11 protein-coding genes and 1 pseudogene are annotated in these 13,491 nt (G+C 69.1%); 7 read left to right on the forward strand and 5 right to left on the reverse strand.

From position 1 onward, the window contains the following. Positions 1-113: 113 nt before the first annotated feature. Positions 114-1,016 carry a helix-turn-helix transcriptional regulator gene (locus ACTWQJ_RS09940; protein WP_443306259.1) on the reverse strand — a complete coding sequence of 301 codons (903 nt, stop codon included), beginning with the start codon at positions 1,014-1,016 and terminating at the stop codon, positions 114-116. 284 nt (positions 1,017-1,300) lie between these two features. Here ACTWQJ_RS09940 and ACTWQJ_RS09945 point away from each other — a divergent pair, with 284 nt between their 5' ends. Beyond that, positions 1,301-2,323 (forward strand): zinc-dependent alcohol dehydrogenase family protein, encoded by a 1,023-nt coding sequence (locus ACTWQJ_RS09945; RefSeq protein ID WP_443306260.1) that lies wholly within the window; start codon positions 1,301-1,303, stop codon positions 2,321-2,323. Positions 2,324-2,595: 272 nt separating this feature from the next. Further along, positions 2,596-2,964, forward strand: coding sequence for a DUF805 domain-containing protein (locus tag ACTWQJ_RS09950; RefSeq protein WP_443306269.1), 369 nt, complete (start codon positions 2,596-2,598; stop codon positions 2,962-2,964). A 190-nt stretch (positions 2,965-3,154) separates the two neighbouring features. Here ACTWQJ_RS09950 and ACTWQJ_RS09955 read toward each other — a convergent pair whose 3' ends face one another. Both ACTWQJ_RS09955 and ACTWQJ_RS09960 read right to left on the reverse strand, forming a co-directional pair. Continuing rightward, positions 3,155-4,813: an NAD-dependent malic enzyme gene (locus ACTWQJ_RS09955; RefSeq protein ID WP_443306261.1), complete on the reverse strand. Its 1,659-nt coding sequence runs from the start codon at positions 4,811-4,813 to the stop codon at positions 3,155-3,157. 33 nt (positions 4,814-4,846) lie between these two features. Continuing rightward, positions 4,847-6,586 carry a pyruvate dehydrogenase gene (locus ACTWQJ_RS09960; RefSeq protein ID WP_443306262.1) on the reverse strand — a complete coding sequence of 580 codons (1,740 nt, stop codon included), beginning with the start codon at positions 6,584-6,586 and terminating at the stop codon, positions 4,847-4,849. A 163-nt stretch (positions 6,587-6,749) separates the two neighbouring features. Between ACTWQJ_RS09960 and ACTWQJ_RS09965 the strand changes: the two genes are divergently transcribed. Beyond that, positions 6,750-7,667: a LysR family transcriptional regulator gene (locus ACTWQJ_RS09965; RefSeq protein WP_443306263.1), complete on the forward strand. Its 918-nt coding sequence runs from the start codon at positions 6,750-6,752 to the stop codon at positions 7,665-7,667. Between the two features lie 32 nt (positions 7,668-7,699). Here the strand turns inward: ACTWQJ_RS09965 and ACTWQJ_RS09970 are convergent, their stop codons facing one another. Next, complete coding sequence (locus tag ACTWQJ_RS09970; RefSeq protein ID WP_443306264.1) at positions 7,700-8,761, reverse strand: tartrate dehydrogenase; 1,062 nt, start codon at positions 8,759-8,761, stop codon at positions 7,700-7,702. A 101-nt stretch (positions 8,762-8,862) separates the two neighbouring features. Beyond that, positions 8,863-9,753: a LysR family transcriptional regulator gene (locus tag ACTWQJ_RS09975; protein WP_443306265.1), complete on the reverse strand. Its 891-nt coding sequence runs from the start codon at positions 9,751-9,753 to the stop codon at positions 8,863-8,865. Between the two features lie 269 nt (positions 9,754-10,022). Between ACTWQJ_RS09975 and ACTWQJ_RS09980 the strand changes: the two genes are divergently transcribed. The 4 genes and pseudogenes from ACTWQJ_RS09980 to ACTWQJ_RS09995 all read left to right on the forward strand — a co-directional run. Further along, on the forward strand, positions 10,023-10,526 hold the full coding sequence (locus tag ACTWQJ_RS09980) for a MarR family winged helix-turn-helix transcriptional regulator (RefSeq protein ID WP_443306266.1): 504 nt from the start codon (positions 10,023-10,025) through the stop codon (positions 10,524-10,526). A gap of 227 nt (positions 10,527-10,753) precedes the next feature. Continuing rightward, entirely contained in the window at positions 10,754-11,860 is a 1,107-nt protein-coding gene (locus ACTWQJ_RS09985; RefSeq protein ID WP_443306267.1) for a homogentisate 1,2-dioxygenase, read from the forward strand. Then, entirely contained in the window at positions 11,844-13,019 is a 1,176-nt protein-coding gene (locus ACTWQJ_RS09990) for a hypothetical protein (RefSeq protein WP_443306268.1), read from the forward strand. Before ACTWQJ_RS09985 ends, ACTWQJ_RS09990 begins: the two co-directional genes overlap by 17 nt. Positions 13,020-13,208: 189 nt before the next feature. Beyond that, a pseudogene (locus ACTWQJ_RS09995) lies at positions 13,209-13,491 on the forward strand (Asp/Glu racemase); the annotation flags it as partial.

Here is a 13,491-nt window from a genome sequence, read left to right on the forward strand (position 1 = left end):
TGGCCCGCTCCGACCAGGCCTCGCCATCGCCGGACCTGCCCGTGCTGAAGGACGAAGCTCCGAGTGTCGGCGTCAGCGGCAGACGCCGGCCCAGATGGTTTCCCTTTCGGCGATCAATTCGGCGGAGTGGTCGGAGACCGAAGCGAAGAGGCGGGAGCGGTGTCCTGGGTGGCGGCCCAGGAGGCGAGCAGGTTCAGGCCTTCTTCGGAGGGTGAGCCGGGTTCGGCGGTGTAGATGACGAGGGTGAGGCCGGGTTCGGCGGCCATGACCAGGGACTCCCAGGAGAGGGTGAGGTCGCCGACGACCGGGTGGTGGAAGCGTTTGATGCCGGTGCCGTGGTGGGTCACGTTGTGGGCGCCCCAGCGGGTGCGGAAGGCATCGCATCGGGTGGACAGCTCACCCACCAGGTCGTGAAGGTCCTTGTCGTGCGGGTTGCGGCCGGCCTCGGTGCGCAGCAAGTCCACGGTCATGTCGGCGGCGCGATCCCAGTCCAGGTAGAAGCGGCGGGCCGCGGGGTCCAGGAACTGGTAGCGGGCCAGGTTCGGCGGCTGGGCGTGGCCGGTGTACAGGTCGCTGAAGAAGGCACGGGCGAGCTGGTTGGCGGCCAGCACGTCCAGACGGCCGTTGACGACGAACGCGGGCCCGGCGGTGACGGCGTCCAGGGTCCACTGCAGGCTCTTGTGCAGCGTCCGCTGCCGACTGGAACGTGACCGTGGGCGGGCGAGGGTGTCGGAGCCTTCCTGGGCCTGGGCGAGGTGGAGCAGGTGGGTGCGTTCGGCGTCGTCGAGCTTGAGGGCGCGGGCGACGGCTTCGAGCACGGGGGGTGAGACGCCGGCGAGGTTGCCGCGCTCCAGCTTGGCGTAGTACTCCACGCTCACGTCGGCCAGCGCGGCGACCTCGCTCCTGCGCAGCCCCGGTACGCGGCGCCGGGTGCCGGGCGGCAGCCCGGCCTGCTCGGGGGTGATCTTGGCTCGCCGCGAGGTGAGGAACTCGCGGACTTCATCGCGGTTGTCCACACCCCGACCGTACGCCGCCCGCCCCTCCGTAGGGATGTACTGCCAGTACACCCCTTCTCAGTAACTCGCTGCCCGCATGGAACGGCGGTTACCTGGATGCTGTGGTGCTTTCCGCTCCCCCGTCACCGGTGGTGCAACGGGTGACGGACCTGATCCCCTTCGCCGAGCCGGAGGAGTTCTTCACCAAGTACCTGGCCTGATCACAACCGCCTGGGCCGCCAGTTGCCAGGCAACGATCCCGGCGCCGCGGGCGCCCACATACGACGAAGTAAGGAGACTCAGACATGCGTGGCGTAGTCATGCACACGGCCGGTGATGTCCGGGTGGAGGACCGTGAGGACCCGAAGATCATCGAGCCGACCGACGCGATCGTCCGGCTGACCGCGACCTGTATCTGCGGGTCGGACCTGTGGCCCTACCGCGGGATCGAGCCCGTCGATCACACGGCCATGGGGCACGAGTACGTGGGCGTGGTCGAGGAAGTCGGCTCCGACGTGAAGAACGTCAAGATGGGCGACTTCGTCGTCGGGTCGTTCGTCATCTCCGACAACACCTGCGAGATCTGCCGCTCGGGCTACCAGTCCGGCTGCGTGCACCGGGAATTCGTGGCACAAGCGATCGGCACTCAGGCCGAGAAGGCGCGCATCCCCCACGCGGACGGCACCCTGGTGGCCACGCCGGGGCAGCCGGACCCTGAGCTGATCCCGTCGCTGCTGGCCGCCTCCGACGTGCTCGGCACCGGCTGGTACGGCGCCGTCGCGGCCGAGGCCGGCCCCGGCAAGACGGTCGCGGTCGTCGGTGACGGCGCGGTCGGTCTGATGGCCGTCCTGGCCGCCAAACAGCTGGGCGCGGAGCGGATCATCGCGATGTCCCGTCACCCCGAGCGGCAGGAGCTGGCCCGGTTCTACGGCGCGACCGACATTGTCGAGGAGCGCGGTGACGCGGGCGTGGCGAAGATCAAGGAACTCACGGGCGGCCTCGGCGCACACTCGGTGGTCGAGGCCGTCGGGACCCAGGAGTCGACCATGCAGGCGATCAACTCCACCCGCCCCGGCGGGCACATGGGCTTCGTCGGCGTCAACTACGACGTCACGATCCAGGGCATCGACCTGTTCTTCGCCGGGATCCACGTGGAGGGCGGCCCCGCCCCGGTGCGCCGGTTCCTGCCCGAGCTGATCCAGCTCATCTGGGACCGCAAGGTCGACCCCGGCAAGGTCTTCGACCTCACCCTGCCGCTGGACCAGGCCGCAGAGGGCTACAAGGCCATGGACGAGCGGCGCGCCACCAAGGTGCTCCTAACCCTCTGACCTGGGTCCCCCGTCGGGGGTACTGGGCGCCAGGGGTCACATCCGCCACTCCAGCAACCGGATTACCCTATCCATTTTGATGGTACCGTGGTCGCAGTAAATCGGAAGGGGCTATCCGGATCGCGAATCGGATAGCCCTATCCGAATGCCATTCGGTCGTACTGCCCACGCCGCCGAGGCGGCGGCGTGGGCACCGTCGGCACGGCCGCGCCCCGGCGCCCGATCCACCGTCTCCCCAATACCGTTTCTGCGAAAGGATCGCTGTGACCACCATGTCGTTCGCCGACGCGGCACGCACGTGCCTCACCGCCAAGTACGCCAGGTTCTCCGGTCGCGCCCGGCGCGCGGAGTACTGGTGGTTCTCGGTGCTGTACACGAGTGCCACCGTCGTACTCGTCGGGATCAGCTTCGCGATCGAGGTCCCATTGCTGAGCGTCCTCCTGCTGCCGTTCATCGTGCCCATGCTGAGCGTCTCCGTCCGCCGGTTGCACGACACCGGCAAGTCCGGCTGGAGGATGCTCATCGCCCTGATCCCGGTCGTCGGCCCGATCGTCTACCTCGTGGGCATGGCGGTGGACAGCGCCCCGGGCGCCAACCAGTACGGCCCCTCCCCCAAGGCCGTCGGCCACCCCGTCGGCTGAGCCGGTCACGCACTGCGACCGTACGGCCGCCGCCTCCGTCGGATCGCACGAGGTGGCGGGCCTTGCCGGCGTCCGGCTCCGGTGCGCCGGCCCAGCCGTGCCAGACGCGCTGGCCTCGAGATCCACTGCACGTCGGCCGAAAGTAACTGAACCGGTACTCACCGGAAGCGAGTTGATGCGGGCCCAGCCGTCAGGACGCGTACCGCGGTGTCCACTGCGCCGCCGAGATCGCGGCACGCAGCTCGCCCTCCGTGGCCTCGGGTGCGACGCCGTCCTCGACGGCGGCCTTCGCCACGGCCAGCGCGATCTCGCGGGCCGCGTCCCGCATGCCCACCAGTGGTGGCAGCAGCGGGGTCATCCCGTCGGAGCCCGCCTGCACCGCGCACTCCCCCACGGCCCGCGCCGCCGCCACCATCATGCGGTCCGTCACCCGCGAGGCCCGGCAGGCGGCCACGGCCAGCCCGACGGCGGGGAAGACGTAGACGTTGTTGGCCTGCGCGACCGGCACCTCCCGCCCGTCCAGCTTCAGCGGCGGGAAGGGCGAACCGGCGGCGATCAGCGCCCTGCCGTCGGTCCAGCGGGCGACGTCGGCGGGGTCGGCCTCGGCGTGCGAGGTCGGGTTGGACAGCGGAAGGATCACCGGCCGGTCACAGGCGTCCGCCATCGTCCGCACGATCTCCTCGGTGAACGCGCCGTGCGCCGTGGACAACCCGATCAGCACCGTCGGCCTCACCTCGCCGACGACCCGCGCCAGATCAAGCGCACCCGCGCCCCACTGCCGTACCTCCGCGTCGTCGCGCGCGTAGACCCGCTGCTCGGGCGTGAGGTCGGTCCGGGAGCGCACCAGCAGGCCGTCGATGTCGACGAACCAGAAGCGGTCGGCCGCCTGCTGGGGGGAGAGGCCTTCGTCGACGAGTGCGGTGCGGATCATGTCGGCGACGCCGATCGCCGCCGATCCCGCGCCGAGGACCACGATGCGGTGGTCGGTCAACCCCGCTCCGGCGACCTGCGTGGCGGTGCTCAGCGCGCCGAGCGCCACGGCCGCCGTGCCCTGGATGTCGTCGTTGAAGGTCAGCAACCGGTTCTGGTAGCGGGCGAGGATCGGACGGGCGTGCGCGGTCGCGAAGTCCTCCCACTGCAGCAGGGTTCCGGGGAGTTCGGCCTCCACGGCGGAGACGAACGCCTCGATCAGCTCGTCGTACTCGGCACCGGTGACGCGGTGCCGCCTGCGGCCCAGGTAGTGCTTGCTGGCCAGCAGCTCCTCGTTGTCGGTGCCGACGTCGAGCAGGATCGGCAGGGTGCGCGCGGGATGGATACCGCCGATGGCGGTGTAGAGGCTGAGCTTGCCGATCGGGATGCCCATGCCGCCGACGCCCTGGTCGCCCAGGCCCAGGATGCGCTGGCCGTCGGTGACGACGATGACGTCGACCTCGGGATTGGGGCGGTTGCGCAGGATCTCGCGGAAGCGGTGCCGGTCCTCGTAGGTAAGGAACAGACCGCGTGGCCTGCGGTAGATCTCGCTGAAGCGCCGGCAGGCCTCGCCGACCGTCGGGGTGTAGACGATCGGCAGCATCTCCTCGAGGTGCCGGGTGAGCAGGTGGTAGAAGAGCACCTCGTTGGTGTCCTGCAGCTGCCGCAGGTAGATGTGCCGGTTGAGCGGCTTGTCGTACGCGAGGAACGCCTCGTACGCACGGTTCGCCTGGTCCTCCAGGCTCTCCGTGGCCGGCGGCAGCAACCCGTCCAGGCCGAGTTCGGCGCGCTCCTGCGGACTGAAGGCGGTTCCCTTGTTGAGCAGTGGATCGGCGAGCAGGGCGGTTCCGTGGGCATGGGCCGGGCCGGTCGATGTCATGGCGTTCCTCAAAATCGACAGAGTGGACGGGTGTCAGGGACGGGGGATGTTGCGCAGGTTGGCGCGGGCCAGGTCGAGCATCTTGCCGACGCCTCCGTCGAGCACGACCCGGCCCGCCGCGAAGGCGAACCCCTTCACCTGACCGGCCGAGATGTGCGGCGGGATGGACAGCGCGTTGGGGTCGGTCACCAGGTCGACCAGGACCGGTCCGTCGTGGGCGAGCGCCCGCTTGAGGCCGCCGACGACGTCCTCGGGCCGCTCGATGCGGATCGCCTCGATACCCGCGCCGCGGGCGATCGCCGCGTAGTCCACCGGCTCGTGGTCGGTCTCGTGGTCGGGCAGTCCTTCGACCAGCATCTCCAGCTTCACCATGCCGAGGGAGGAGTTGTTGAACACGATGGTCTTCACCGGCAGGTCGTGCAGCTTCACCGTGAGGAGCTCGCCCATCAGCATGCCGAGTCCGCCGTCGCCCGAGATCGAGATCACCTGGCGGCCCGGGTCGGTGAACTGCGCGCCGATGGCGTGCGGCAGCGCGTTGGCCATCGTGCCGTGCAGGAACGAGCCGATGACGCGGCGCCGTCCGTTGGGGGTCAGATAGCGTGCCGCCCAGACGTTGGACATCCCGGTGTCGACGGTGAACACGGCGTCGTCGTCGGCGAGTTCGTCCAGGACCGAGGCCGCGTACTCGGGGTGGATCGGGATGTGCCGTTCAACATTGCGGGTGTATGCGGAGACCACCGTCTCCAGCGACTTGGCGTGCTTGCGCAACATGCGGTCCAGATAGGAACGGTCCCGCTTGGCCTCGACCAGCGGCAGCACCGCGCGCAGCGTCTCCCGTACGTCGCCGTGGACACCGAGTTCCAGCACCGTACGGCGGCCGAGGCGCCCCGCTTCGTGGTCGATCTGCATGGTCTTCGCCTGCGGCAGGAAGTCGTTGTACGGGAAGTCGGTGCCCAGCAGGACGACCAGGTCGGCCTCGTGCATCGCGTCGTAGCAGGCCCCGTAGCCCAGCAGGCCGCTCATGCCGACGTCGTAGGGATTGTCGAACTGGATCCACTCCTTGCCGCGCAGCGAGTGCCCGACCGGGGCGGCGGCCTTCTCGGCGAGCGCCATGACCTCGGCGTGCGCGTCCCGGACTCCGGCGCCGGCGAACAGCATCACCTTCCGTGCCGCGTTCAGCTTCTCCGCCAGCGCCCGCACCTGCGCCTCCGGCGGGACGACGCGACCGTGCTCGGTGACCAGGTCGCTGGTCCCGGTCGGGTGGGTCGCCTGGGCGTGTGCGACGTCGCCCGGTATGACGAGCACCGACACCGCGCTGTTGCCGAGTGCGCGCTGCATGGCGATCCGCAGCACCCGGGGCATCTGCTCGGGGGTGCCGATCATCTCGCAGTAGTCGCTGCACTCGGTGAACAGCCGCTCGGGATGCGTCTCCTGGAAGTAGCCGGTGCCGATCTGGGTGGACGGGATGTGCGAGGCGAGCGCCAGTACGGGCGCCCCGGAGCGGTGCGCGTCGTACAGACCCTGGATCAGGTGGGTGTTGCCGGGGCCGCAGCTTCCGGCGCACACCGCGAGCTTGCCGGTCAGCTGCGCCTCCGCCGCAGCGGCCAAGGCGGCGGCCTCCTCGTTGCGTACGTGCACCCACTCGATGCCGTCGGTGCGCCGCACCGCGTCGACCACCGAGTTCAGGCTGTCGCCCACCACTCCGTAGATCCGCTCCACGCCCGCCTGGCGCAGGATGTCCACCAGTTGCTGGGCCACGCTCAGGTTCCGCATCGCCGGACTTCTCCCCTCGGGTCGCACACCCGTGTCGAGTGGCTCTTGGCCGGCCACTCCAAATTTAGTTGACACGTCCAGTATGGACTGCGACTGTCCATGCGTCCAATGCCGTTCTTCTGTGTCATCTATGTCGCAACAACATGGATGAGAGAATCGCGGTATGGATCTGCAGGCCCTGCGCTGGTTCCAGGCGGTCGCCGACGGGGAGACCGTCACGGAGACCGCCCGTCGCGCCAACATCACCCAGCCCGTCGTCACCAGGACGCTGGCCCGGCTGGAGAAGGAGGTCGGCGCCCCACTGCTGCGGCGCAGCGGCAGACGGCTGTATCCGACAGCCGCGGGGCGGCTGTTCAAGGAGTACGCGGACACCGTGCTGGCCCGGTGGGACGACGGGCTGCGGGCCGTGTCGGAGTTCGTGGAGCCCGACACGGGCATGGTGCCGTTGGGTTTCATGCACACCTTCGGCACCTGGCTGGTGCCCGAACTCATCAGCGGCTATCTCCAGGTGCACCCCGGCGCCCGGTTCGACCTGCGCCAGGACGCCGACCCCGCGCTCATCGACACCCTGCGCTCGGGCGCCGTGGACCTCGCCGTCACCGCACCCGCCCCCGCCGTCCCGGGCCTGCACTGGCGGTGGCTGCTGACCGAGCCGCTGCTGCTCGCCGTCCCGCCCGGGCACCGGCTCGCCGGCCGCCGACGGGTACGGCTCACCGAGGTCGCCGACGAGCCGTTCGTCGTGCTGCGCACCGGAATGGGACTGCGCACCATCGTGGAGGAGGCCTGCCGCGAGGCCGGGTTCGCGCCGCGCATCGCCTTCGAGGGCGACGAGGTCGCCACCCTGCGCGGCCTGGTCGGCGCGGGACTCGGGGTCAGCCTGCTCCCCACCCAGCAACCGGTCCCGCCGCGAGGTTTTTCCGCCTCGGCCGGCGCCGGGCACGGCGAGGGCGCTGTGCCCCTGATCTCGGTGACCAACCCTGCCCCCGCCCGGCAGATCGGCCTCGCCTGGTTCGCCGACCGCCCGCTCCCGCCCGCCTCGCGCGCCTTCCGGGACCACGTACTGCGCGCATGGCCGCAGTGAGCGAAGGTGCTGCCTGTGCACCGGGCCGGCCGTCAGAGAAGTTCGAGCAGCTTCTCGGTGAATTCGTCGGTGGTCGCCGTGCCGCCCAGGTCGCGGGTGCGGACGTCCGACTTCGCCAGGACGGCGGCGATGGCCGCGTTGATGTCCTCGGCGGCCTCGGGATGGCCGAGGTGGTCCAGCATCAGCACCGTCGAGCCGATCGCGCAGAGGGGGTTGGCGATGCCCTGTCCGGCGATGTCGGGTGCGGAGCCGTGCACCGGCTCGAACATGGAGGGGAACTCCCGCTCCGGGTTGAGGCTGGCGGACGGCGCGATGCCGATGGAGCCGGCCACGGCAGCGGCCAGGTCGCTGAGGATGTCGCCGAAGAGGTTGGAGGCGACGACCACGTCGAAGCGGGCCGGGTCGAGGACGAACTTGGCTGCCAGCGCGTCGATGTGCTCCTGGTCCCAGGTGACGTCGGGATGGTCGGCGGCGCGTTCGGCGACCAGCTCGTCCCAGAAGGGCATGGTGTGGATGATGCCGTTGGACTTGGTGGCCGAGGTGAGCCGGCCGCGGCGGCGGGCGGCCAGCCGGAAGGCGTAGTCCACGATCCGGGTGACTCCGGCGCGTGTGAACACCGCTTCCTGGACCGCCAGTTCCTCCGGCTTGCCCCGGTTCAGCCGACCGCCGATCTCGCTGTACTCACCCTCGACGTTCTCGCGTACGACGACCAGGTCCACCTCGCCCGCCGCAGCGGCACGCAGCGGACTGTCCACGCCCTCGAAGACCCGCACCGGCCGCAGATTGACGTACTGCCGGAAGTGGCGGCGGATGGGGATCAGCAGCCCCCACAGGGAGACGTGGTCCGGCACGCCCGGGTAGCCGACGGCGCCCAGCAGGATCGCGTCCACCTCGCGCAGCCGGTCCAGGCCGTCCTCCGGCATCATCGCGCCCTCGCGCAGGTAGCGCTCACACGACCAGTCGTAGGAGGCGTAGGAGAAGGTGATGCCGTGGCGGCGACCGACCGCGTCCAGGACGCGCTGGGCGGGCGGAAGGACCTCGGTGCCGATGCCGTCACCGGGGATGAGAGCGATGCGGTGGTTCTGGTCTGTCATGCGGCCGATTGCATCAGCGGGCCGGTCGGCACGTCCAAGACCCAATCCGGATCGCCCTTATAAGGCAGCGCGATAAGCGCCCTGAGCAGGCCCTTTGATCGCTATGTGGCGGCATCCTCCCGCCGCAGGGCGCAGTCGAGGAAGGCTCTGGCCGCCGGGGACAGCGGGGCCTTGCGACTGATCAGCCCGATACGCAGTACGGGATTCGGCTCCAGGTCCAGCACCAACGCGCCCGCCCGCTCCGCCATCCGCCGCCACGAGTCGGTCATCACCGCGAGCCCCACTCCCGCCAGCACCATGGGCAGCACCGACGCTCGGTGCTCGGTCTCGGCGGCGACGGTGAACTCGACGCCACGCTCGCGCAGTTCGTCCACGTAGGCCCGCCCGGCCGTCCCCCGCTGAACGATGATCAGCCGTTGCCCGGCCAGCTCCTCACCGGCCACCGTTCTGCCCGCGCGGAACGGGCCGTCGGGCGGAGCGAGCAGCACGAGCCCCTGCACGCCGACGGGGTGGGCCACCACCTCCTTCTCGGGCAGTGGGCCGGGGATGGTCAGCAGCCCCAGCTCGGCAGCGCCGGTGCGCACCATGTCGATGACGTCCCGCGGGGTGAAGGCGGCGCGGACGCACACCCGCACTCCCGGGTGACAGCCGCCGAAGTCGCGGATCATCGAGGTGAGCGGCTCCACGGCCGGGGAGGGCATCGCGGCGATGTCGATCCTGCCGGTGCGCAGTTCCTGGACGGCGTCGACGCTGGCGCGCGCCGTCTGCATGCTGCGTACGGCGGCGCGTGCGGGCTCGATCAGCGCGGAGCCCGCCTCTGTCAGCACGGCCCGCTTGCCGATCCGGTGGAACAGGGCGGTGCCCAGATCCCGCTCCAGCGACCGCACCGTCTGCGACAGCGCCGGCTGCGAGACGTACAGGGCCGTGGCTGCCCGGTTGAAACCGCCGTGGTCGAAGATCGCGAGGAAGTACTCCAGCTGCCGGATGTCCATGCGGCGATTCTCACTCCCCGACAGGCCGGCTGATCCACGACGGCCTCGTCGTGCGGCCGTCTCCCTGAGGACCTCGACAGTCAACAGTTGATACAACATCTTCCTTCTTGAAGCCCTCACGGGGCGGGTCCAGGCTCCGCGATCACGAACCCGTTCCAGGCAGGGACGTCTCTCCGCTTCAGCCGCGTACTGAGGGAGAATCATGCAAAGGCAGGGACACTGCGTGACCTGCTCCTTCCTTTGCAGCGCCGACAGAAACGTAGATGATCATGACGTCAAGCGACCGGTCGCAGTCGGCCGAGCTCCTCACCAAGAAGCATCTGCAAGCAGGCCTGGCGTCCGAAGAAGGCTATGTTCGGATGCTCATTGTCGTGAACCTGCTGCGCACCTCCATGCAGCTGGCGACACGGTCGGACGCCTACCATCGGCAGTACGGCTGGTCGTGGGCCGGCTTCCGGCTGCTCGCCTTCCTCTGGAGCGAGGGCGACTTGGAGATCAGGCGGCTGGCCGAGCTGAGCATGTCCACCCGCGCCGCGGTGAGCAGCGCCGTGAACAAGCTGGAAGCCGCCGGCATGGTGCGGCGCAAGCCCGTCCCGGACGATCGACGGCTGGTCGTCGTACAGCTCACCGACTCCGGCCGGGCACAGATGGAGCCTGCGATGAAGGGGCAGCTCGCACTGGAAGAGGAGTTGCTGAGCTCCCTCGGGCCGGAGCAGCAGCGCCAGCTCATGGAACTGCTCCGGACGGTGGCCGAGGCCGTCGACACCCGGTGACGGCTGACGTCATACGGCCGTGAGCAGGGCTCCCATGCCGGCGAGCCGAAGGTTTTCGAACACTTCTCTGAACGACACGGGAGCTTCACCTCCATTCGGATCGTAAAGCGCTTGACGACCTCGCGGACGACTCGTAAGATAGTGGATACGTCAACCGGCTATTCAGGAGCCGCCGGGCGACCATCTCAGAGCCGCCCGAAATCTCATCACCGAAAGGTGAGACAGCCATGCCGCAATACCGTTCGATCCACCAGGTCAAGCAAGGCCGCACACCCATTCAGGCGCACCGCGACCTCAATGGACTCGTCGAGGACGAGCTGAGTCGGGAAGGATTCGACGGCCCCACGACGCTCTTTTACCGTCACGGGGATCCGCAGAAGTTCCGCACCGAAGGCCGTTTCCACAACACCACGTTCGACAGCAACGTACTCAAGACGAGTGACAGCGTTTCTGCCGACGGTGTTCCCCAGCGCCTGTTCTACAACAGCGACGTTTCCATCTGGTCCAGCCGCCGGCAGGAATCCATGCCGTGGCTGTTCCGGAACGTGGACGGCGACGAAGTCTGGTTCGTCCACGAGGGAAGCGGCACTCTCGAATCGGAGTACGGCGCGCTGAAGTTCGGCGTCGGGGACTACGTGTTCGTCCCCAAGGGCGCGACCCGGCGCTGGATCGTCGACGAGCCGCTGAACCTGTTCGGCATCGAGGCCTACAGCGGCCAGCCGCACTTCCCGCACTATTCCGGCCTCGGTCGGCACGCTCCGTTCGACCCCGACCGGCTGAGGCTCCCCGTCCTCGGGGACGCCGTCACCGAGGCCGGCGAATACCGGATCCGGGTGAAGTACGACGGCGACTACTCCGACGTCATCAGCGAGACCCACCCGTTCGACGTCCTCGGCTGGAAGGGCGACCTCTACCCGTTCGCCTTCAACATCCAGGACTGGAACGTCATCACCTCCGACACGGTCCACCTGCCGCCGTCGATGCACGTCTTCCTGGCGGGCCCCGGCTTCACTCTGCTCAACCTGCTGCCCAGGCCCGCGGAGTCGACCCCAGGGGTGGAGCGGGCGCCGTTCCACCACCGCAACGCCGACTTCGACGAGGTCGTCATCGTCCACGGCGGCGCCGCCTTCGGCCAGCCTCTGCCGCGCGGCCTCATCGACCACTCCCCGCAGGGCATCCACCACGGCTGGCCGCAGGAGATCCACGACGCGGTCAGGGACGCCGGGGACGCCTACGACCGGATCGAGTGGGAGATCATCATGGTCGAAACGCGCAAGCCCCTCCGAGTCGACACGGTTATCGCTGAGGGAGTAGACAATGTCGAGTTCATCTGAGTCGCGCGGTTACGAGTCCGAGACCGTCACCCTCTTCTACCCCAACAAGACGGGAAGCCGTGAGGTCTACGCGTCCTGGGACGACACGGTGCTCGTGGAGGGAACGCTCCTTTCCCGGCCCGATGTCAAGCAGGACACGGTCATCGTCTTCCTGCATCCGATGGGGCCGCTGCACAACCTGCCGATGACGCAGGAGCTGGCCCGCCGCGGCGCCCACGTCTTCTGCGCGAACGGGCGCTACCCCAACAACGACGCCGCGCTCATCATGGAGAACGTCCTCACCGACCTCGGGCAGTGGGTTCGCTATCTGCGTGAGGAGCGCGGGTACGCGAAGGTCGTCATGGGCGGCTGGAGCGGTGGTGGATCGATCGCCACCACCTACCAGGCCCAGGCCGAGAAGCCCACGATCACCGAGACCCCGGCCGGTGACCCCGTCGACCTGTCCGGGCTGATCCCGGGCGAGGCCGTTCTCCAGCTGTGCTCGCACATCTCCCGGGCGGCGCTGCTCACCGATTCGCTCGACGCGTCGATCATCGACGAGACCAACCCGTTCCGCCGGAACCCGGATCTCGATCTGTACGGCGAGAACGCGCCGAAGCCGCCGTACTCCGCGGATTTCGTCGCCGAGTACCGCAAGGCCCAACTGGAGCGGAGCCGCCGCATCACCGCCTGGGTGAAGGAGCGGCTCGCTGAGCCCGGCCCGAACGGTGAGGAGGGCCTCAGCCTGCCGTTCACGGTCTACGGCACGATGGCCGATCCCCGCTGGCTCGACCCGTCGCTCGACCCGAACGAGCGGCAGCCCGGGACGTCCTTCATCGGCATCCCGTCCGTGGTGAACAACTCGCCGATCGCGCTGGCCCGGTTCTCCTCGCTGCGCAGCTGGCTCTCGCAGTGGAGCATCGACGAGTCCAACGCGAACACCGTGAAGTTCGGTTCCCAGGTGACGGTACCGACCCTGCTCCTCACCGCCGGCGCGGACAACGCGGTGCCCACCACGCACGCCGACCTCATCGCGAACGCCCTGAGCGGAACGGTCGACCGGCACCACCTCGTCGGCGCGAACCACTACCTCCGCAACCAGCCCGACAAGCTGGCGGAGGCGGCGACCACCGTACTGGACTGGCTGCAGAACCGGGGCCTGCACGCTCCCGTCGGCTGAGAGCCGGCTACCCGCGGAGCTGGGGATAGCGGCTTGCGTTGGCCCGCAGTCCGGGCATCCCCGGGATGGCGGCCGTCGTCGAGCGGATGACTGCGAGACGGCGGCCGCCGTCTTCTCTTCATGGCCGGACCGCCCCTCTCTCCGAAGCCGTCGTGATCTATCCGTCATTGTGATGAAGGACGAACAACCATGAGTTCCTACCGTGTCGGCCTGTTGGTGCCGAGTTCCAACACGACGATGGAGACCGAAGTCCCCGAAGCGCTACGGCGGGTGGCGGCCGCGACCGGTGACCGGTTCACCTTCCACTCCAGCCGCATGCGGATGAAGACGGTCAGCGCCGAAGAACTCGCCGCGATGAACGCCGATGCCGACCGCGCCGCCATCGAACTGGCCGACGCGGACGTGGACGTGATGGCCTACGCCTGCCTGGTCGCCATCATGTCCCAGGGCCGCGGCATACACCGCGAGATCG

This window comes from Streptomyces sp. KR55 (genome assembly GCF_052245645.1).
In the GTDB taxonomy this organism is placed as follows: Bacteria; Actinomycetota; Actinomycetes; order Streptomycetales; family Streptomycetaceae; genus Streptomyces; species Streptomyces flavusporus.

What these genes read in the sequence shown, in the direction of transcription:
- ACTWQJ_RS09945 (WP_443306260.1), top strand. Translation starts at nt 1,301, where the DNA reads ATGCGTGGCGTAGTCATGCACACGGCCGGTGATGTCCGGGTGGAGGAC.
- ACTWQJ_RS09950 (WP_443306269.1), top strand. Translation starts at nt 2,596, where the DNA reads ATGTCGTTCGCCGACGCGGCACGCACGTGCCTCACCGCCAAGTACGCC.
- ACTWQJ_RS09955 (WP_443306261.1), bottom strand. Translation starts at nt 4,813, where the DNA reads ATGACATCGACCGGCCCGGCCCATGCCCACGGAACCGCCCTGCTCGCC.
- ACTWQJ_RS09960 (WP_443306262.1), bottom strand. Translation starts at nt 6,586, where the DNA reads ATGCGGAACCTGAGCGTGGCCCAGCAACTGGTGGACATCCTGCGCCAG.
- ACTWQJ_RS09965 (WP_443306263.1), top strand. Translation starts at nt 6,750, where the DNA reads ATGGATCTGCAGGCCCTGCGCTGGTTCCAGGCGGTCGCCGACGGGGAG.
- ACTWQJ_RS09970 (WP_443306264.1), bottom strand. Translation starts at nt 8,761, where the DNA reads ATGACAGACCAGAACCACCGCATCGCTCTCATCCCCGGTGACGGCATC.
- ACTWQJ_RS09975 (WP_443306265.1), bottom strand. Translation starts at nt 9,753, where the DNA reads ATGGACATCCGGCAGCTGGAGTACTTCCTCGCGATCTTCGACCACGGC.
- ACTWQJ_RS09980 (WP_443306266.1), top strand. Translation starts at nt 10,023, where the DNA reads ATGACGTCAAGCGACCGGTCGCAGTCGGCCGAGCTCCTCACCAAGAAG.
- ACTWQJ_RS09985 (WP_443306267.1), top strand. Translation starts at nt 10,754, where the DNA reads ATGCCGCAATACCGTTCGATCCACCAGGTCAAGCAAGGCCGCACACCC.
- ACTWQJ_RS09990 (WP_443306268.1), top strand. Translation starts at nt 11,844, where the DNA reads ATGTCGAGTTCATCTGAGTCGCGCGGTTACGAGTCCGAGACCGTCACC.